The 21,797-nt window shown below is 36.2% G+C and carries 17 protein-coding genes and 1 pseudogene; 1 reads left to right on the plus strand and 17 read right to left on the minus strand.

Annotated features, from left to right (window positions below):
- Window positions 1-24 precede the first annotated feature (24 nt).
- From BCI01S_RS09000 to BCI01S_RS09020, 5 genes and pseudogenes are all read right to left on the minus strand, one after another.
- Window positions 25-1,308, minus strand: coding sequence for a sugar ABC transporter substrate-binding protein (locus tag BCI01S_RS09000; protein ID WP_235844469.1), 1,284 nt, complete (start codon window positions 1,306-1,308; stop codon window positions 25-27).
- 23 nt (window positions 1,309-1,331) lie between these two features.
- The gene (gene argH / locus BCI01S_RS09005; RefSeq protein WP_061798211.1) at window positions 1,332-2,789 is read right to left on the minus strand and encodes an argininosuccinate lyase; all 1,458 of its coding nucleotides are present in this window, start codon (window positions 2,787-2,789) and stop codon (window positions 1,332-1,334) included.
- Window positions 2,776-2,967: pseudogene (locus BCI01S_RS25225) on the minus strand (amidohydrolase family protein); the annotation flags it as partial. The pseudogene BCI01S_RS25225 and the gene argH, both read right to left, overlap by 14 nt.
- Window positions 2,968-3,110: 143 nt before the next feature.
- Window positions 3,111-4,301 carry an ROK family transcriptional regulator gene (locus BCI01S_RS09015; protein ID WP_061798215.1) on the minus strand — a complete coding sequence of 397 codons (1,191 nt, stop codon included), beginning with the start codon at window positions 4,299-4,301 and terminating at the stop codon, window positions 3,111-3,113.
- Between the two features lie 201 nt (window positions 4,302-4,502).
- The gene (locus BCI01S_RS09020) at window positions 4,503-4,967 is read right to left on the minus strand and encodes a hypothetical protein (RefSeq protein WP_047942076.1); all 465 of its coding nucleotides are present in this window, start codon (window positions 4,965-4,967) and stop codon (window positions 4,503-4,505) included.
- A gap of 319 nt (window positions 4,968-5,286) precedes the next feature.
- Here BCI01S_RS09020 and BCI01S_RS24705 point away from each other — a divergent pair.
- Window positions 5,287-6,635, plus strand: a protein-coding gene (locus tag BCI01S_RS24705) for an IS1182 family transposase (RefSeq protein ID WP_156485408.1) whose coding sequence is annotated in 2 segments (ribosomal slippage) — window positions 5,287-5,851 and window positions 5,851-6,635 — 1,350 coding nt in all. Because the reading frame shifts where the segments join, the coding sequence is not laid out codon by codon here.
- A gap of 144 nt (window positions 6,636-6,779) precedes the next feature.
- Here BCI01S_RS24705 and BCI01S_RS09035 read toward each other — a convergent pair.
- The 12 genes from BCI01S_RS09035 to BCI01S_RS09090 all read right to left on the minus strand — a co-directional run.
- The gene (locus tag BCI01S_RS09035) at window positions 6,780-8,780 is read right to left on the minus strand and encodes a methyl-accepting chemotaxis protein (RefSeq protein ID WP_061798221.1); all 2,001 of its coding nucleotides are present in this window, start codon (window positions 8,778-8,780) and stop codon (window positions 6,780-6,782) included.
- A gap of 365 nt (window positions 8,781-9,145) precedes the next feature.
- Window positions 9,146-10,429: a PTS sugar transporter subunit IIC gene (locus BCI01S_RS09040; RefSeq protein ID WP_061798223.1), complete on the minus strand. Its 1,284-nt coding sequence runs from the start codon at window positions 10,427-10,429 to the stop codon at window positions 9,146-9,148.
- Between the two features lie 142 nt (window positions 10,430-10,571).
- Window positions 10,572-11,555, minus strand: coding sequence for a Gfo/Idh/MocA family protein (locus BCI01S_RS09045; RefSeq protein WP_061798225.1), 984 nt, complete (start codon window positions 11,553-11,555; stop codon window positions 10,572-10,574).
- A 22-nt stretch (window positions 11,556-11,577) separates the two neighbouring features.
- On the minus strand, window positions 11,578-12,594 hold the full coding sequence (locus BCI01S_RS09050; RefSeq protein WP_061798228.1) for a Gfo/Idh/MocA family oxidoreductase: 1,017 nt from the start codon (window positions 12,592-12,594) through the stop codon (window positions 11,578-11,580).
- 143 nt (window positions 12,595-12,737) lie between these two features.
- Window positions 12,738-13,541, minus strand: coding sequence for a MurR/RpiR family transcriptional regulator (locus BCI01S_RS09055; RefSeq protein ID WP_061798231.1), 804 nt, complete (start codon window positions 13,539-13,541; stop codon window positions 12,738-12,740).
- Between the two features lie 191 nt (window positions 13,542-13,732).
- Window positions 13,733-14,056, minus strand: a complete 324-nt coding sequence (locus tag BCI01S_RS09060) for a PTS sugar transporter subunit IIA (protein ID WP_061798233.1) — start codon at window positions 14,054-14,056, stop codon at window positions 13,733-13,735.
- A gap of 21 nt (window positions 14,057-14,077) precedes the next feature.
- On the minus strand, window positions 14,078-14,389 hold the full coding sequence (locus BCI01S_RS09065) for a PTS sugar transporter subunit IIB (RefSeq protein WP_061798235.1): 312 nt from the start codon (window positions 14,387-14,389) through the stop codon (window positions 14,078-14,080).
- A 149-nt stretch (window positions 14,390-14,538) separates the two neighbouring features.
- Window positions 14,539-16,458: a BglG family transcription antiterminator gene (locus tag BCI01S_RS09070; protein ID WP_061798237.1), complete on the minus strand. Its 1,920-nt coding sequence runs from the start codon at window positions 16,456-16,458 to the stop codon at window positions 14,539-14,541.
- A 271-nt stretch (window positions 16,459-16,729) separates the two neighbouring features.
- Window positions 16,730-17,260, minus strand: a complete 531-nt coding sequence (locus tag BCI01S_RS09075; RefSeq protein WP_061798239.1) for a hypothetical protein — start codon at window positions 17,258-17,260, stop codon at window positions 16,730-16,732.
- A 206-nt stretch (window positions 17,261-17,466) separates the two neighbouring features.
- Entirely contained in the window at window positions 17,467-18,951 is a 1,485-nt protein-coding gene (locus BCI01S_RS09080; RefSeq protein WP_047942072.1) for an aldehyde dehydrogenase family protein, read from the minus strand.
- A gap of 27 nt (window positions 18,952-18,978) precedes the next feature.
- Window positions 18,979-19,653, minus strand: coding sequence for a YesL family protein (locus BCI01S_RS26340; RefSeq protein WP_061798241.1), 675 nt, complete (start codon window positions 19,651-19,653; stop codon window positions 18,979-18,981).
- A gap of 373 nt (window positions 19,654-20,026) precedes the next feature.
- Window positions 20,027-21,797: immunoglobulin-like domain-containing protein (locus BCI01S_RS09090; protein WP_156485410.1), on the minus strand; the 1,771-nt coding region annotated here is incomplete at its 5' end.

Here is a 21,797-nt window from a genome sequence, read left to right on the forward strand (position 1 = left end):
CCGCCTTTCTTTATTCCAGTATCTTTACTTTTTACTCCAATAATCATCGTATAGCTTTTGTGACTTAGCTGCGAAATCATTGTAGGCATCTTCAATTGAAACTCCATTTAGCAACACTTCATTCACTGCATCAATAACATATTGTCTTTGTGCTGTTTCGTCGACATAGAATTGTGCATTAGCATATGGAAGCTGTTCGATGAATGGTCCGTATAATGGATCGTTTACATATTTATCTTGTGTTGCGACCGCTTCTTTTGCTGGCAATTCTCCTACCTCGTCAATCCAGCGTTCCATCACTTCATCACTTGTTAAAAACGCTAAGAATTTTTTAGAAGCTTCTAATTTCTCTCCTTCTACTTTAGCCGTAATGCCATTTGCCCAGAACGAAGATTGTGTAGCCTTTTCTTTATAAGATGGCAGTGGCGCAACCCCATAATTTAAGTCAGGTGCATCTGTCGCCAATGTACCTAAGCGGAAGGAACCGTCAATATTCATCGCCGCATTCCCTGTCTTAAATGCTGTTACATCATCTGTATAAAAACCACTTTCGCCAACTTTATGTTTGGATCCGAATTCCACTAAATACGTAAATGCTTCTAAACCAGCAGGTGTATCATCCCAAAGAATTTGCTTACGATCCTCACTCAATCCTTGACCGCCAGCTTGATAGACAAGAGCATCATAAAACCAGTTGTTCAGCTGTGCACCAATTTCATACGCCATCCCCTCTGTTACAAGCTTTCCGTTTTCTCTTACTGTCAGTTTTTTCGCATAATCTACTAATTCATCCCATGTTTTTGGCGGACTATTTGGATCCAGGCCTGCTTTTTCAAAAAGATCTTTGTTATAAAATAGGGCAAGAGTACGAACCGCAGTCGGAATGGCCCAATATTTATCGTCCAATTTTGCCGCATTAACTAAGGAGAAGTATTCACTTTCGATTTTATCCACTGGAAATGTATCCTCAGGAAGAGGCTGTAAATAGCCTGAATCAATATATTTTGGCAGCCAGCCATAATATAAATTGATAACATCGGGACCTCTTCCAGCTGGAACTAATGTAGCAACCTTCTCATTGTATTGCTCATATGGAAAAGTTGTCTGCTTTACTTTAATTCCTGGGTTTTTATCTTCAAACTCTTTAATAAGCTCATCCATTAAATCCACTTTCGCCTTATAGGCATATTGCCAATATTCAATTGTTACCGTACCATCTGCTTCCCCGCTAGAATCCTTTCCCTTCGAACAACCAACAATAACCATTGCTATGGCTAGAAAAAGAAATACACTTAAAAACTTTTTCAATAGAACCCCTCCTATTAAACAAGTTAGTTATTATTGCGAAGCAGCTGCTTATAAGAAGTAAATTTGTTTCTATATATTGCTACTTCTTTTGAAAAGTCAGCAAGCTTTTGAATGGACTTTATTCGCTGTCTCTCTGTTTCTTTTGGGTTAGGACCTCCAAAAGCAGAGCGAACCATAACAAAGTGAAAAGGATTAATCGCAGTTTGATATTGTTCTTCTGTTAAAGGAAGATGTGTTCCTAATATCTCCTGAGAAATTTGCTTGACTAGTTCAGCAGAACCATCTTTTATTTTTTTCCTAGAACTAGCTAATCGCTGAACCAAAATGCTGACAATCTGATGGGCATCGCGGAAGGATAATTGGCACTCCCTAACCAGTACATCCGCTAATTCCGTTACGGTGGAAAAGCCTTCTGAACAACGGGTCAGGAGTTTATCTACATTCACCTCCATCGTTTTAAGAATTTCTGTCAGCAATTCGATAATTTGATAAGAGTGAGAAAAGCCATTGATAAGAATAGGCTGGATATCATCCCCAATATCGACGATGTCCCCAAAAGGTGTGTTGTGGGACATCATAAAAGCAGCATTTACTTCCCCAATTGTCCGACTAATGAGAGATTTCGTATGTTCTAAAGATGAAGGGTTTCGTTTTTGAGGCATGATGCTCGATGTTTGCACTAAGCTTTTATCTAATCTGATTGCTTCTACTTCATTTGTCGTAAAAAACAAGAGATCATGAGTAAAACGCGATAAGGTACTTAAAGTAATCTTGATCACACTAGCTATTTCCAGCATATAATCAGCAGCACTAATAGAATCATAGGAATTCTCCATTGGTTTATCAAAAGCTAATTGGGTTGCCACAAATGAACGATCAATTGGAAAACCAGAAGTCCCTAAAGCAGCAGCTCCCATTGGGGACTCATTGATTCTTCTTAAAAGCGTGAAACCACGTTCCAAGTCCCTTTGTAAACTACAATCGATGGCTAACAGATAGTGGGCTAAGGTAGTCGGCTGTGCTTGCTGATTATGGGTATAGGCTGGCATAATCGTTAGTTCATGCTCTTTTGCCAAACATAACAATACCTTTTTTAACTCTACAAGTAAGGTAAGAAACTGCAGGAGCTTTTCTCTAGATACCATTCGATACATGGTTGCATCCATATCATTTCTACTAAAGGCAATATGCATATTTCCAACAAGCACCTCGCCGATTTCCTTTTTCAAATCATCTTCGAGCATAAAAAATAAGTCTTCATAAAGAGGATTATAGTTTTTGGGATAACCTTTTGCTAATATCGCTTGATTCGCTTTAATGATTTTTTGGGTATCTTCTATTGTTAAGATTTTTTGGCGGGCTAGCATAGTAGCATGGGCGATGTTAATCTCTAATAAATAGGGAAGGTAATGTTGTTTCGTAAAATCATAGATGGGTTCTAAGATATGGTTTACATAGACTTGGGATCTACTGTCTGGCATTATACTGCTTCACTCCCTTCTCTAAATGGAGAAAACGGCGAGCATTATTTTCAAATATAGTTTCGATAGCATCCTCCTGCATATTAATCTCTCTACATACTCTTACTTGTTCTTGTAAATACCGATTGGAAAAACCTCTCGGAAATCCATTTGAATCTGTTCCAAATAAGATTCTTTCTAATCTTTCTGCATTGTATTGATCGCCCGTTTTTGATCTTTTGATAAAGCTGTTCCCTTCTTTAGCTGGCAAATGACCATGTATATCAATCACTTGAAAATCATTTTGAACGAGCATGTATATCTCCCTTCTAATCTATTTTTTCAACTAGATAATAATTCATGTTTTTTCATACCTAGAACCGCTGCACCTAATAAGGATGCTTGAGGCAGCTTTGTCAGCATAACCTCTGTCCTGCTTTGAATGGGTAAATAATGGTTAATTTTAGCTTGTAATTTAGGGAGAAACCAATATCCTGACTTCGATATTCCTCCCCCTAGAATAATGCATTCTGGATTGAGCAATGCTGCTATGTTAATTAAGGAGACAGCAATATGATCTAATGCCTCATTTATGACTTTCTTTGCAAAAGCTTCTCCTGCGATAGCCTTCTCAAATATTTCCTCCGCACTATACTCCTTTTCTTGCTTAACCTCTAGACCTCTTTGATACTGCTTTACTATAGATGGACCGCCAGTATGATTTTCCAGAAAACCATAGCCTTCGAAAATGGATTCAAAGCCTTCGGTTGCCTGGTCTTTATTGGTAATCATATACCCCATTTCTCCAGAGGCATATTGACTGCCGCGAAATAATTCTCCATTTATAACAATTCCACAGCCGACTCCTGTACCTATTGTTACTAAAACAACATGTGCTTTATCTTTAGCCGCTCCTTTCCAGCATTCACCTAGTACCGCCATATTCACATCATTTTCTATGTATATTGGGAAAGAAAAATGTTCTGTCATATGCTCCCTTAATGGATAATGCAGCCACCCTAAGCTTGGTGCTTCGATCACTATTCCTTGTTCAGAATCCGTCATACCCGGTGCACCAATCGCTAAAGACAACACCTTCGTATGACTAATATTCTGGTCTGATAACATGCTGTTTACTTGATCAACAAGCAATGGGACAAAATTCTTCTTCAACGCTTCTTGCGTGTCGATTTTGCGGTGAAGAATAAATTTACCCTCTAAATCCATAATTGCTATTTCGGTCGTCGTTCCTCCAATATCAATGCCAATCGTATATTTGTATTCTTTGGCAAACAATAAATGGACAGGTTTTCTCCCCCCTTTTTTTGCCGCCTTTTTGCTTTCTTTTTCAATAATCCAGCCTTCTTCCACCAGCTCATCTACCAATGCTGATATAGTCGGTTTACTCAGCTTCAATCTTTTTGCCAAACTCGCTCTGGAATAAAGCTTATTTCCCTCGATAATTTCTTGCAGCACTTTTCTCTTATTGATTATCTTCAAGTAGGTGGGAGTTCCTGATTGCAAAATACTCATTCATTCCTCCAATCATGACAGTTAGTAAACCTTCCTTACTTCTTAAATAGCTTATGATTGACTAGAATGTAATATGTTTTAAAGTATTCCGAAATTTTTTGTGAACTTTCCCTTATTTTAGTTGAGGTGCTTTTAAAGAATCGTTGTTTTCCTCGTTCCTTTACTTGAATATTAGAAAAACACCATTTAAAAAATGGCGTTTCATTTCGTAAATATATATATTACTTTTCTTATGACCAATCCAACGATTACGCCTGGTAACACAAAAAGCATTGGTAAAAAAATAGGGCCGATTAGATGCCCAAATAAGAAAACCTCTGATGAATAGATTAATCCTACTGTTACAAAATAAGCTGCAAACACAAACGGAAGAAATAGTAAGGGAGAATTTTCTCCTTCCTCATCAGCATCCTTTACAGCATCCCACATCGCAAAAAAATAAAGACATGGATAAAACATAAGCCATTTCAGATTAACTTCCTCTAAAGATGCGGAAGTATGTCCATGAAAGCTTAAAATAATGGCTTTATTAAAGTTAGCTTGTATGTTCACAACTAACTCAAGTAAGATAAAAATAATTCCTTTTATATATTTCTTATTAAGTAGTTGTCCAAAGCCAGGCAAAGCGATGGACCATAAAAGTTTTTCAAATGAATTCTTATTCACATCTTTCCCCGGCCACCTTTTTAATAGATAAAGTAATTGAGCGTACAGCTTTGTGATCTGCATCTACTGAGAATATAATCCATGGTTTTGCGAAAGAGTTTGAAGTTAGTATTTGCAAAAAATATAAATTTTAGCCATCAAAGTCCCAAAAGTGAGATTCTCCTGCTTCCTTCATAAAGAGTATAAAAAAAGGGACGGATGAGAACCGTCCCCAGGCTGTCGAGAAACTCTCGACAGTCTTTATTTTATGCTTTTGCTTCACTAATTCACCGCGTTAATATGATATAATATAGTTAATATTACTAGGATGGTGGATGGTATGTTCAAACCGAAAAAAGAATCACAAAATGAAGCTGAATTTGTTTTTATTGAGGACTTGGTCCCGGAGGATCATCTTCTAAGAAAGGTTGATAAGTACATTGATTTTTCTTTTATTGGGGAGAAAGTCCGTCCCTTCTATTCTGAGAAAAACGGGCGTCCTTCGGATCCAATTATGCTATTTAAGATGATGTTCATTGGTTATTTTTATGGCATCCGCTCAGAGCGACAATTAGAACGCGAAGTCCAGATGAACGTGGCATACCGATGGTTCCTTGGCTTAAAGCTCAATGATCCCGTTCCGGATCATTCAACAATCAGTTGGAACCGACGAACTCGTTTTAAGGATACAAACATCTTTCAAGAAATCTTTGATGAAATTGTCCTTCAAGCTATCAATCATAAAATGGTCGGTGGAAGAGTTTTATTTACTGACTCCACTCACCTTAAAGCGAATGCCAACAAGCACAAGTTCACTCGTCAAGAAGTAGAAATGGAGACTCGTGAATACATAGATGAACTCAATAAAGCTATTGATGAAGACCGATCAAACCACGGAAAAAAGCTCTAAAAGATATAGAGGAGGTGACAGAGACAAAAGAAATCCGAAAAAGTACAACCGATCCGGATTGTGGCTTTATGTCCAGGGATAACAAGCAGGAAATGTTCTGTTACCTTGACCACCGAACAACGGATATGAAGTTTAATATTATAACTGATGCCTATGTTACTCCTGGAAATGTCCATGACTCTGTCCCTTATCTTTCTAGATTGGATCGTCAGATTGAGCGATTTAGATTTAAAGTGGAAGCTGTAGCACTAGACTCAGGTTATTTAACGAATCCCATTTGTAAAGGTCTTCACGACAGAAGTATTTTTGGCGTCATTGCCCACCGAAGATTTCAGCCCACAAAAGGACTTTTCCCAAAGTGGAAGTTTACTTATGACAAAGAAAAGGATGTCTATGTTTGTCCGAATGGCCAGGAGTTAGTTTATCGCACTACAACAAGAGAAGGATATAGAGAATATAAGTCGGATGCTAAAAAATGTTCGGAATGCCCACTCCTGAAGGAGTGCACAAGGTCAAAGAACAAACAAAAGGTCATAACACGCCATGTGTGGGAAGAGTTCAAGGAGAAGGTACGCCTAAACAGACTCTCCCTTTCCGGAAAAATGCTTTATAAACTTAGAAAAGAGAAAGTCGAGCGAAGCTTCGCAGATTCAAAAGAACTGCATGGGCTTCGCTATTGCCGGTTACGGGGCTTGCGCAACGCGAGTGAGCAAGTGTTACTCACCGCAGCGTGTCAGAATATGAAAAAGATCGCCATGCACCTAGCCAAGCTAGGGTAATTGTGACGATCCTTGTTTTTTACATAAAAATGATGGAAGGCAGTGAAAAAAATAAATATTAAACCAAATAAAAAAGCTTGTGGAAGAAAATATAGTGCCTTTCTCCACAAGCTGGGGACGGATGAGAACCGTCCCCTTTTTTTCCTATATTGTAAATTTTGTGATCGTTTTTTCTAATTCAGCTGCTAAGTTTTTGAGGCTTTGGGCAGCTGAGGAAATTTCCTCTATTCCTGCTAGTTGTTCTTCTGAGGCTGCGGCAACTTCTTGTGTGCTTGCCTTTGTGTTCTTAGTAATAGTAGAGATTTGATTAAAGGAAGCAGATACCTCTTCTGCGCCTGCTGAAATCTCTTCTGAAGTGGCAGACATATTGGTAATATTATCAGAAACTTCATATGTCAATTCTAAGATTTCCATAAATAGTTCTCTTGAATTATTAGCAATCAATACACCGCTTTGAACTTCATCCATGACTGCATTCATTGATTCGCTCGTTTGTTTAATCTCCCCTTGAATTTTCGTTACTATCCCAGCAATTTCTTGAGAAGAACGCTGTGATTCTTCTGCCAGTTTCCGAACTTCATCGGCAACTACTGCAAATCCTTTCCCATGCTCTCCAGCTCTAGCTGCTTCAATTGCCGCATTAAGCGCAAGCAGATTTGTTTGATCAGCTATAGAAGTAATAACTTCCAATATTTTTACAATATCCTGTGATCTTACAATAAGTGATTTCGTCAATTCATCTGAGTTTTGAACCGATTGTTGAATTGTATTCATCTGGGTAATATTTTTTTCAACAGATTCCTTACCAGTTTTGGCTTTATTCAATGTTGAGCTCGCCTTTTCAGAAATAGTCGCCGAAGCCTCTGCAATTTGCTGTACTCCTTGTGCCACTTCATCAAGCGCTTCTGTACTTTCGGTCACCATTTCCGCCTGATCGGCTGCTCCTTCAGCAACAGTTTGAATCGATTCCGTTATTACTACACTTGTTTGATTGGATTGATCTGCACTCACAGCCAATTGCGCAGATGTTTCTGCTGTATGTTCAGAGCTTTCCTTCAACTGTTTAATCAATTCCCGCAAGCTATGTTTCATCGAATTCGTATTTTCCGCCAACTGGCCAATTTCATCTCTAGAGTGAACAGCTACATCCTTGCTTGTAAGATCTCCCGCTGCAACTAAACGAAGCTGAGCAACAATATTTCGGATTGGTTTTGTCATCCCGTTTGCAATCCAAATTGCTACACCAATTATCAGCACAGAAACCACTGCTATAATAATAATAGTAATATTCTTTATACTCTTAGTGACTTGTAATATATCATCGAAGGAAGTAAATAAATAAATCCCTAAACCAGCACTTTTTAGTGGAGCATAAGTAACTAGTTCTTCTTCTCCGTTAACATTTGCGTTCTTATTACCACTGGCTGTTTTTCCCTCCTCAAATATATCCATTACTTTTTGGGAAAATCCTGCTTCCTTAATTGTCTTACCGATTAAATCTGCATTAGGATAATATTGGATGATATCATTACTATCAATTAAAACAGGATATGTGCTACTATTTTGAGAAGTCTCATTTTGGAAAAATTGCTTTATAAGACTTTCAAAGTTAACGGTAGCAGATACAACTCCCACTACTTCTTTATTAGCATTTATAATCGGAGTGGCTATTGCAAGAACCCGATTCCCTGTTGAATTGGACTTAAGGACATTCGAAACACTCTGTTCGCCTTTTATCCCTTTAATAAAATAATCTCTTTTTGATAAGTCTAATTTACCAACTAGACTAGGGTCTGTATGTGCTTCCACCATCCCATTTTTTCCGATAACTACAACTGATTCATAAGTTGGATCTTGCTCTTTAACTATATTAATTTGTTTACTGCGAGCTGCAAGATCTCCATTGATAATGGTATCTGATTTCGAAATAAGCGTAAGTTCATCCAAACGTTTTTGAATCCATTCCTCCATGTTTTCAACAGTAGAAGCTGTTTGATTACCAAGCCATTCCTCTTCCTTGTTTAACGCATTATTACTACTTACATAATAAATAATACTAGAAGCTATTATTACTGGAATAAGACCAATTAATAAAAAATACAAAATAAATTTTGTTTTAATCGATCTGTCTTTACTTTTTTTCATCCTTCCTCGTCTCCTTTATGCATCTCTATTTAGCATCATAAAACATATAACTATACTGCTTAATATACATATCGACAAAATTTGACGTATATCAATACTTTCGACAACCGTTTTCGACATTTTTCTACCGAATTTAGTCTTCAGAGGAACGGTTCTACCGCTTTCCTCTTAATTTTCAGCAACAATCAACCATAAAGCCTTTTTTCCCTACTCGACTATATTCCTTCTCTGGATGAGAAATTGCTATTATCGTTAGCTTTCACCCAACATTCATCGATCGCAAGAAAAGTCCCTAATTAAACCAAGAAAGAAGCATAGGAAGACTCCTAAGCTTCTTTAATCGTTAATAAGGATCCCTTCGATCCCTATAAAGATAGATTTTGTTTTTGTAATTGGTCTTTTTCAAAGGCTTTAAAAAATGGATAATAGATCGCTACACCGATAGCGAAGTTAACCATTACGAGTATGACTGCCTTCCAGTCGCCTGTTGCAAGGAATCCTCCAATAAATGGCGGGGTTGCCCAAGGTAATTCAATAAAGACTCTTGCAACTAAGCCGATTTGCATGGATAAATATGTTACCGCAGATGCGACGGCAGCTGATAGTACAAATGGAATGAGGAAGAATGGATTCATCACAATTGGAACACCAAAGATAATTGGTTCTACAATCGTAAATAATGCTGCTGGTGTTGCTGCAATGGCGAGTACTTTTACTGTTTTTACTTTAGAGAAGTACATCCAGAATAGTAATCCCCATGCGGCAGATGGCCAAATCGCCATACGCTCTGTATAGGTGGTCCAGATATAAGGCAATTCATAGCGGGAAACCCCTTCCGCTAAAGCCGCAGCATTCTCTGCTACCCATTGTAATCTTAATGGCGCAAATATGGTGTCCACCATAGCAGTTCCATGCATTCCTACCGTCCAAAGGAGCATCTCTGCAAATACTCTTCCAACAAAAACAAAGATATTATCTACTCCTGCGAATAATGGGGTTAAGACAACAGCCATAAAGTTAACTAAATCAAAACCTAATACTGTGCGCACTAGCCAAGTGAGAATAAATACGATAGCATATGGAATCAAGGCAGAAAATGCATTGCCTACTGCAGGAGGAACACCATCAGGCATTTTGATAACAATATTATTTTTTATACATAATTCCATGATTTTTACAGATAACAAGGCAACAATAATAGCAGTAAATAAACCTTGTGCACTAAAGGGCTGCACGGTAATGGCACCATCTGTTATCTCCCCAATCGTCATAAGGAGAAATGCGCCAAGACCTAATAAAGCAGAAGACAGCAAATCCATTTTTTTAAGCTTTGCATAGGATACAGCAATGGCAACCACAACATATAAAGCTAAGAAATTCATCGTTAAGTTATAAAGCATTAAAAATTTAGGTGTTAAGGAAGAAAATGCTGGAATGACGGCCTTTTCGGTAAAAGAACCTGGCAGCCCCAACATACCAATTAAAAGAAAAATACTGCCGATAATAATAATAGGAATAGATGCCACTAAACCATCTTTAATTGCCGTAACAACAGGTATTTCTCCAAATCTTGCAAGAGGAGCCGCAATTTTATTCATAATAAAGTCATTTATCTTCTCACCAAACCCCTTTGTCTCTTGACCTGCCATTTTTATTCCCCCATCCATCATTATTTTTGACTATTAGGATAGTCTTCCCCATCTGATGTAAAGCGTTTTCACTTTATTTTTTTAAAAGCATTAACCCTTAAATAGGCTAAAAGTTAACGCTTATTGTACATCCTGTTAAAAATCAAACCAGATCGGCCGGAAATAAGATGTCTGCTGACTTTCTGGCTTTTTCATATACACGCATAACTGTATAGGAATGTTCTAGCAATTTACTACATTTATCAAATGATTTCGTGTCAAAAATCTCTTTGAACCTTAGAAGTTCATAATATAAAAGGTTATTAGTAGTTTGATTATTGAGCGTTATCTCTTTGTCTTTCAAATACAAGATTACTTTTTGGCAGCCATTGGCGCCATTTTCCACATGAAGGTATCCATTCTCCCCTTGCATAAGGACAAAATTCATACTTCTTGTATCTTTTGCACCTACACATTCTGCAATAAAATCAGCATATTGCATCACTACTATTCCTGATGTATCAATTCCATTCGAATGTTTATTTGCTGTATAGGTAACGGCGTTTGGTGCGCCAAATAAATTTAGAACAAAGTGTAGATTATAAATGTTTATATCTGCTAATGCTCCTCCAGCAAAAAAAGGGTTAAAGACATTAGGTGTTTCCCCCTTTAACAGGGCATCATATCTACTAGAGTATTGACTGTAATTACATTGAACAAACTTTAGTTGACCTAATTGGTTTAGATGTTTCTTAATCAATTGATAATTGGGTAAATGAATCGTTGTTATTCCCTCGAATAACATCAACCCTTTTTCTCTAGCCAGTTTTATTAAAGTTTCTGTTTCCTGTACGGTAGAGGTAAATGGTTTTTCACAAATAACATGTTTGCCATTTAACAACGCTTGATAGGACTGTTCAAAATGAAGGCTATTCGGTGAAGCCACATAAATAAAATCAATGTTAGGATCTGCATACAGCTTTTCTAATTCTGTGTAAATATTGGCTATCTGGTATTTCTCCGCTAGTGTCTTTGCTGTTTCTTCTTTTCTCGAATACATAGCCATACATCTTGCGCCCTCTATCTCCCTTAAGGCTGATAAGAATACATCTACAATAAAACCTGTTCCAATTGTTCCTATTTTCATTTTGATTCCTCCACACGACTAACTAATTTGCTTCTTTTGCTATCGTAAGTCCATCTTCTAACACTTTCAGAACCGTTAATACTTCGTCATCCTTTACCGGCTTTTCCCCATTGTTTTTAATCGCTTGATATAATTTTTCATAAAGAATACCGTAATCTGTATATTCAGAAGGTACTTTTTCGTTATGTTCTTCTCCATTTTCATCTATATATGAAAGTATTCCCCAGTTACTTTCAGATTCAGGCTCAAAAGATACTCGTGTTGGACCATTCGGATTCTTTTTTTGATGCCCGCTACTGTATTTAATAAAGCTCCCTTTATCGCCATGTACAGTAAACTTTGGATGTTCTAATTTAACACTTAAGCTGCATTTTACTGTTGCTTTTATTCTTCCAAAATAAAAATCTATATCGATATAATCATCTGACTCCCCAGGGTAATAGATACTTCTGACATCATAATGAATATCATCTGGTTTCCCATACAAAGACACAATTTGGTCAATGGTATGAACGGCTAGCATATATAACATACCAAATCCTCCCTTTTTAATACCTTGAGGATTGAAATAGTCATAATGGGATTGAATTTCAACAATATTTCCTAATCTGCCACTATCTAGTACTTTTTTCAAAGTGAGAAAATCCCCGTCAAATCTTCTATTTTGATTTGCCATGGCAATAAGTCCTTTAGATTTCGCCAATTCAAACACTTTAGCTGCCTCTTGAATGGTTGGGGCAAAAGGCTTTTCCACAAGAACATGCTTATTATGTACCAATGCTTTTGTGGCATATTCAACGTGACTGTCAGCATGGGTACAAATCACGACTAGCTCCACTTCACCGTCTTGAAGAATTTCCTCTAAGTTTGTTGTAAATTGAATAGCCGGATACCAGCTCTCATGCTCTATCCCTTCACGAACTCGATCTTCCTCTCGACGGTAAATGTACTTTACCTTAATGTTTTCTCTTCTTTCCAAGTATGGTAAATGATAATTTAAAACCGCATTTCCATAACCAATTATGGCAATATTCATCATAAAATCTCTCCTTTACTCTTGCTTGACCTCATGATAGCACGCTCTTTATTCATTAGATATAGATATTCAAGATAATGGTAAGCGTTTTCAAAAATAACAAATTAAACTAACCCAATTATGAAATTGAATTTCATAATTGGGCATTATTGGGTCTTCCTCCTAATATCTTTATCTTCTATTGTACCAATATACAAGACATCAAAAATATATTGAGTGGTAACGATATTAAAAGTTTTGGTAAGATGGAGGCTTTCATTATTATAGTAACTTTGAATATTTTTATCAGTCAGCTTCACTAATTCATTTTCCTCATTACCAGAAATCGCAATCACCTTTCTGTTAAACGTTTTAATGGTTTTCGCAATATCTATAATCGCTTTATTCGTTCCTGTATGGGAAATGACAAAGGACACTGTTTTTTTATTATTTTTGACATTATTCAGCAAATGATAGTTTACACTATTATACGCTACCGCATGCAGTCCTATTTCACTCCATTTCGCACATACTTGTTGTGCAATATAATAATTCGCATCTACTCCATATATTTCAATACGATTGGCATCCTTCAGCCAGCCGATTATCTCGATTAAATCATCGATTCTAAATTTCTTGCGCGTTTGAAGTAAGGCTTCTTCATAAATAAAAGGAATGGCATCAACCTTATCTAAAAAATCTTTATAATTTCCATCATTTCTATGAATCAACTGATCTTTCAAATGAGAATCTTTATATTCTAAAGCAAACTGCAATTGAAAATCCGGATATCCCTTTGTCCCAAATTTTTTACATAACCTCACAATGGTTGATGAGCTAGTAAACGTTAATTTTCCCAATTCATTTGCAGTAACCCGAAAAACTGTTTCCGGATTCTGAAGTATATAATTCACAATATGGCGTTCTTGATTAGTTAAGTCCTTCATATACTTCATCTTGTTAATTAACATGTATCCATTCTCCTTTAATTAACGTAATATTAGGGAATATTTCCTGGTTATATCACATTTCATTTTCTTTCTTCATTGTAACGAAGTGATTTAAGGAAATCTATAGAAACAACGACAATGAAAAAAAGCAAAAAAGCCCAGCATTTGCATGGGCTAAGCAGTGCCTTCCTATTATTCTTATTGATCTTAGTTCATCTTTTGATTTGCTTATACATTTCAATCATTTCTTCCACTAATGTAGAGATTGTTTCCGCGCTCATTAACTGATCTTCCGCATGCATAAAGATTAAAGAAAATGGTACCTTATCTCCACTTGCTTCTCTTTGAATAAGCGTTGAATGGATTTTATGCCCTTCGGTAAAATAGGATTTCGAATCATCCAATTTTTGTTTAGCTAGCTCAAAATTGCCCTCTCTTGCAGCAAATAATCCTTCCATTACTAGACTTTTTGCCATTCCTACATTACTAATAATCGAAAAACTTATTTCATATTCTTCTGGCGTTTGTTCATGCATGGATATCCCTCCTCCACTTTTTTAATTCATCAACTCTAATGCAGCTTCTAACACTTTTTCCCCATTCATCATTCCGTAGTGCTGCATATTAATAGAGTCAAGCGGAATATTCGTCCCTGCTAGTTTTGCTTCCAGTTGTTTTTGCTTAAACTTCACTTGCGGTCCAAGTAATACGACACCTATATCCTTTTTCTCCAAGGTATCTTCAAATTCGGAAGCAGAAATGGCAAATATATCTGTTTCCAATCCTCTTGCTTCCGCTGCCTTCTGCATTTTAGTAACTAGTAAGCTAGTACTCATCCCTGCTGCACAAACTAACATAATTGATTTCATGTAAAATTCCTCCCTATAATAGATAGATATCTTCTATATTCATCATACTATGTAAACGCTTCATTTTTAAAAGCTACTTTTTCCAATTGGCAGAGGAAATAATTATGCTTTATTTTTTCAATAAAAGTTCATATAGGAACTGGAAAAGCCTATTCATTCAACAATCTTATAAAATCTTCTACCTTCTCACAATGGATCAGTTGTTGAACTAGCTGCTGATTTTCCATTATCGAAATTAGCTTGCGATACATTTTATCCAATTCTCCTTTTTTAACCGCACTAATATTAAGCAAACAAACAAGCTGCACCATTTGGTTATTACTCCAAGCAATAGGACGATTAAGTGTACAAAAGGTCCAGAAGGTCTCTTTTGTCACAGGAATAGTTGGATGTGGGATTGCAATTAAATTGCCGAAACTCGTTGGTGCTGTGTTCTCTCTATCGAGTACCAATTCTTCATATCCTTCTGTAACAAGGTTCTGATTAGATAAATTCTCACATAAAAAGTGAATAACTTCTTCCCTTGTATCTAAATTTTGTTTTAGAAAAATTCTTTTTGAATCAAGATAGCTATCATTCATTTTTAATGCTGCAGATAAATGTTTCCTAATTCTTGTAATATCTGTCTCTTCTAGAAATGTACTCACAAGTTGAATAGGAATGCCTACCGGCTCTTTAATTGGAACTGTTGAAATAATGAGATCAATTGAAGATAACTCATATCCCTCTAATCGATAATAATTAATCGTATCGACAATTTCGATCTCTTGTTCGAATATATTTTCTAGACGATAATAAAGCAATTTGGCACTTCCTACTCCTGATGCACAAACGAGGACAACCCTTTTCGCTTTTCTATTCTTACTTTTCATTCTTTCAAGAGCCACTCCGATATGTAGAGCCAAATAGGCTATTTCATGTTCTCCAATCTCCATTGTTAAATAGTCTTTCATACATTTACTAGCTATTACAGCCCCTTCAAAAGCCAATGGATATTTAAGTTTGATATCCTGTAATAATGGATTTCGGATATTCATCTTATAGCGTAGACGATTCATCGCAGGTCTTATATGAAGAATCATTGCTTGTATGAATTCATAATCATGATATAAATCCCAGTCCATTTCCTTTTTCAGTTTATTTAACATACATTTCATGATGCTTTCAACTTCATCCAATTTGCTGTATGCCGTCAAACTGTCTTTATGGATTAGTTTTGTCCCAGCTAAATGAATAACAATATAATTAATTTCTGTCGTAGGAAATAGTAAATCAGTAATCGCTTCTACTTCCTGTACGATCTCCTTGGCAACAATGTTTTCAAAGGGAAATTCCTCTAAATGATTGCCCTCCGTATCTTCAATTAGAAATCCTTCTTCTATTCGTTTACATGCAATCATTATATGTGTAGCAAGGTTTTCTAAAGAAATATCGGATATCTCTATTTTGTATTGATTGACTTTTTTAATAATGATAGTGTGTATTTTCTTATATAGATCTTCTTTAAATACAAGCAGTTGATTTCGATTTGAGTCTGAGTTAAGCTGCTGATTGTGCATATAGTTGGCTAAACATAAACGTTTCTGATACTCATCACCATGAATATATAATCCATAATGAGGGCGATGAAGCAGCTTTAAATGATAGGATGCGAGTATCTTCCGCACCTGTTTTAAATCATTTTGAATAGTTGATTTAGATACAAACATTTCTTCTTCAAAATACTCTAATTTGATATAACCATTATTTAAGAGAAATTGTTTTAATAAATACATCACTCTAGTATTTTGATCGGTAAAATCAGGAAATAATGGTCCATCTTCCTTCTCAATCTGCACATTAAATTCGCTATTAAACAGTTCTTCATCATTAATCTGTATTTGATAGCCTTTCCCCCGTATTAAGTGGAGCTCAAATCCTAATGAAGAACTTTCTATTTGAATATCTTTGCATTCTTTTCGAATGGTGCGATCACTTACTCCTAGATGTTTGGCAATCCATCTTGCAGTGACTGGTTTAACTGACTTTAGTAAATAGAAGACAATGTTTTTTTGTCGCTGAGTAAGCATACATTTCACCTCATTCAACCTTATTCCATTTGGAAGATTGTTTCATTTGAAAATTCATATAGCCCTATCAAAGTCTTTTCTTCATTTAAGCGCTTACAAGTGATTCCCTCAAAAAAGATGGAGCAGAATACTAATGGACTATGTCCTTATTTACCTATGGCCTCATTTTATCATAGACAAAATCACTTCGATTTTACACCCAAACTTTTTCAAAAAACAACCGGATTTTTTGTATGGAAGAGAAGCAGAGGGACGGTTCATACACTTCTCTTTATTCATAAATATCTACTTCAACTGGCAGTTTAACATTATCCTTTGGGAAAGTCGCATACCATACCCAGAGATTACCTTGAAGGAAAAACTTATTTGGCTGGATATTGCCCTCACTAGTAATAATGATGGTTTTGGCGCTATCTTCGGCAAATCCATAAATAATGGAAAAATTCTTTTCGAGCTTATTATTTGCCTGCCAGGTAATAGAACCTCTCTCTTGTCTCTCTTCTTGAAACTCCTGAAATTCTAATATAGGATAAATAATTTTTTGAAAGTCAGTAAATTCTTTATTAGTAAGTACAGGAACAATCCCCGACCTATTTTCCGCAAAAACGATACGGGACTGCGCATCAAACAACAGGATTCGTTTGCAATCACCAAATTGTTCCGATACTTCTTCACATACCCTTTCTTCCAAAGATGATGTAGGAGGAATAAAGACAGTTTTAGTTGGATTTGGATGCATCGCAATAAGGTAAATAACAAAAATGGTCAGAGCTAGCGCAACTATCAAAAGAATGTTCTTCATTACATGTTGCCCTCCCTTCTTCCTTCCTTATTAGTATGTCTCGTGAAAATGAAATACACATTTATACAGAGTACTCTTTCCATTAATCCTAGTATATGAACAAAAAGAAGCTGACTTCAAAAGTTGTTCTTAAACGACTTTTGCGTCAGCCACTACTTGCTATATCATGCGATTAAAAAGCAATAAGAACCGTCCCTCCGATTCCCTTATTGCATAGAAACCCATACACTCTTTACTTCTGTGTAGTTGTTTAGGGCATAGGAGCCCATTTCACGGCCGATGCCTGATTGTTTGTATCCGCCGAATGGAGAGGCTGCATCGAATGTATTGTAGCAGTTGACCCAAACTGTTCCTGCGCGGAGTTTGCTGGCGATGTAGTGGGCATTAGCAACATCTCTCGTCCAGACGCCTGCTGCTAAGCCATATTCACTGTTATTTGCACGTTTAATCAGCTCATCTAAATCATCATATGGCATTGCCGAAATAACAGGTCCAAAAATTTCTTCCTTGGCAATCGTCATCTCATCTCGTACATCGGCAAAAACAGTTGGGGAAACAAAGTATCCTTCCTCACGTGGATTAAAACCACCTGCGACTAGCTGCGCGCCTTCGTTTAACCCTCTTTCAATATAACCAAGAACTCGTTGTTGCTGTTCAGCGGAAACAAGCGGTCCAATTTCTGTATCAGCGTGGATACCAGCACCTTGCTTCATTTTTTTCGCTTGATCTGCCATATCGGCAACGACATTATCAAAATGTTTCTTTTGAATAAAAACTCTAGACCCGGCACAGCATACCTGTCCTTGATTGAACATAACACCATTAAATGCACCTGGAATAGCTTTTGTTAAATCTGCATCTGGCAGGATAATGTTCGGTGATTTCCCACCAAGCTCCAATGTAACTCTTTTCAATGTTTTAGAGGCATTCGCCATAATCATTTTTCCAACTTCCGTAGAACCAGTAAAAGCAATTTTATCTACTAAAGGGTGATCAACTAGCGGCTGTCCAGCTGTTTCCCCAAATCCAGGAACAATGTTCACAACCCCATCCGGGAACCCCGCTTCCTGGATTAATTCTGCTAAATAAAGAGCAGATAACGGCGTTTGCTCAGCTGGTTTTAATACCACTGTACATCCGGTTGCAAGAGCCGCTCCGAGCTTCCACATTGCCATTAACAGCGGGAAGTTCCAAGGGATAATCTGCCCAACTACTCCCACTGCTTCATGGCGTGTATAATTAAAGTATGGACCATTAACTGGAATCGTTTGTCCTGTAATTTTTGTACACCAACCCGCATAATAGCGCATATGCTCAATGGCTAATGGAATATCCGCATTAGTTGTTTCGCGAATCGGTTTCCCATTATCTAACGTTTCTAATTGGGCAAGCTCCGCACTGTTTTTCTCCATCAAATCGGCCAGTATGTACATAAGACGACTGCGCTCCGAAGCACTCATTTTTGACCAAGGTCCTTCGTCAAAAGCTTTCCGTGCCGCTTTCACCGCTAAATCAATATCTTCTGGACCTGCTTCATATACACTTGCTAAAACCTCATCTGTCGCTGGATTATAACTGTCGAATGTTTTTTGTGTTTGACTCTCCACAAATTCACCATTAATAAATAACTTTTTCTTACCACTTAGGAACTTTCCAACCTTTTCTTTCAAAACTACAGTCTGTTGGTTCATCGAATTCCTCCTTAAAAAGTAGATAATTTAATGGTCAGGCACCAATAACGGAAAACGCTTACAAAATAATGTTAACACTGTGGAAATAGAGATACAACTAATAAAAGAAGAAATATTTCGAGGATTTTTGACATGTTTGACGGCATTTGACAAGTAACGACAAGGGCGGAGAAAAAGAGGGATTATTCCCTCATAAATATTGAGAATGATATAGGTAGTTATATAAGCAAATAAGGAAAAACCAATAAATAGACTAAAGTATAAAAGAAAGAAAAAGGAATAGACTGATATTCCCAAAGTTATAATAGGAGTCCCAGTAACCATTAGGACGGAAATTGTCTTAAAAGGGTGAACTAGTGCTACTTTCCAAGTGTTAATGATTGAATCCTTTACTGAATCTTTAAATCTTGCAACATAAGGAAATATAAAGCTAAACAATATTATATAAGCAAAAGAAAAAAGTCCTAGACTTATCTTAACAAGAAAAACTAAGTTTCCTGTATATTGATTCAGGTAATAGTAATCCATATACAAAATAATGCCGGCTGCTAATAAAATCAACCATATGATCGTACTCTGTTTAAAGTTTTTGTGAAAGGCAGCGGCATATGCTTTAACGATTGATACATCTTCATTTTTAGCCATTTTTATTGTTATCGAATACATAGCTGTTAGTTCAGAGCCTATTGTGATAATAGGCAAATAGGAAATATGAATCTGCTTGTTATTCTTTGAAATTCCAATACATGCTGTTTTTCATTCACAAACACACTTAAAAGTTAAACTATCTGGTAAAATTTCTTTTGCCAGCGCGAGAATATCCTTTGCAAATTCTTAAAATTGGGATAAAGAAGATACTCTTTTACATCCTTTTCCCTCGTAGTACTCCCTTAAAGTATGATGATATAACGCAATTTCTCTCATTTTACAAGAACTTTCCTTATCAACCAAACTTACTCTTGATTCGTCATAAATTGAAAAGGAAGCAGAGAGCTTTCTTATTGAGATCCATTTACTTTTGATAGTATAAAAAAAGCCTGCAGACAATGTCTACAAGCTCTCTATTTCCTGTTTATTAAGCTCTTTTACTTTTTCTTCTCTTCATTATTAATAAGATGAAACCTGCTAATAAGAACATGGCACCTAATAAAATTAAATTATAAGATGTTCCAGCCGTATTGGGTAATTCATTTGTAATTACATTAGATTTTTCCAACTGATCAGCTGTTGTCTTATCTTTTGAAATTTCGTTAGAAGGGGTTTCAGCTGTTTTATCTTCAGATCCATTATTTGGTTCTTCAGCTTTTATATCACCAGGATTACTATTTTGCGGTTCTTCCGCTAAATCATCTTCCTCATTTGGTTGTTGGATTGGTGCATCTGCTACCTTTTGAATCTCGAAAATAGTAAAGGTACTGAATTTATCTACGGAAAACTTAATGCCAGTAGGGTTGCCATTTTCATCATAAACAATTTCGCCTTGCTCTACTACTTTCTCTCCATCTGTATGCTCTATATAGATACGAATCATATCAAGATTAATGCCATTGTATAGAACATCAGCTAAAGGCAAGACAATATCTGTCTTGTATCCTTTATAATTGGTCTCGATTTCTCTCGGTGTACCAAGCACTTGGATTTTATTTCCTCCAACCTGAGCAATAGCTTCTTTTACCTGCTCACTGTCTATGGTTCGACTCATTACATCTTCTTGTGCCTCTTTTTCTCTAATTGGAACTATATGGAAATACAAGTCGATTCCATCTCTTTGCAATTGCTGAATTACTTCTTTAGAAAGCAATAGCTTACCTTGATCTGTCCCTACTTCTAGGCTGCCTCCTAACTTTTGCAAAGTACTATATGGAACTTCTATTGCTAGTTCATCAGCAAGATTATTTGTATCATCTGGCATGTAAATCCTTACCGATTCGGTTGTTGCATTAGATACTAGTGAATCATCTACAATCAATTTATCAATCTTATTAAGAATATTACCTGATTGTAGTCCATATAAATTAATTCTTTGAATACTTACTGGTGATGATTTCTCCGATCCAACTGCTACACTAAGCTGTCTTCTCGTATCTTCTGTTACTTTTACACCAGCTATATTACTTTTAACAACAAGGAGGAATGTTTTCTCTAAGCTTGTATCTCCATTATTTAATCTTGCTGTTAGTATCATAACATTATCTTTTACTTGTCGATTAACACTTGCTTTCTGATTATGGATAGAAATAACACGTGAATTACTAGACTCCCAATTTATTTCAGACCCATAGTCTCCTTCTGCTAATAATAAGAATTGCGAAGTGATACTTTCCCATGAATCCTTAACGTTAAAAGTAAACGCCTGTTCTTTGGTAAGAGTTAGTGTATCTACATATAATTTATGTAGTTTAGCTAATCTTGCTTTCTCTTTGGAACTATTGATTTGATTAATTATTTTTACAATGTTTTGGTTTTCTTGTTTCTGGAATTCTTTATCACCAGATGGTTTATCTCTTTGCGCTAATTCATTAATTGCTTTTTCAGCTAATGTTATATAAGCCTTTTCTTTTGCTGGCTCATTAAGGTTTGAGTTAGCAATACCCTCTTTGATGATGCTAATATCATCTGCTGTTTCGAAAATAATGGAGTTTTTCTGTTCCATAATTTTGTTTACTAGTAAACTATAAAGTTCTTTTTTATCGTTAGTTTCTAATGAACTCTCGACAATTGCTTTCTCCATCTTTCTTATATCTTCCATATTTCTGATACTAGAAATTTTTGTTGCAATTGTTTCTTTAATTAGTTTATTCGTTAGTTTATTTAAAGGCTCCATAAGATCTTGCATTACTTTTGTT

The organism is Niallia circulans NBRC 13626, assembly GCF_001591585.1.
In the GTDB taxonomy this organism is placed as follows: Bacteria; Bacillota; Bacilli; order Bacillales; family Cytobacillaceae; genus Niallia; species Niallia circulans.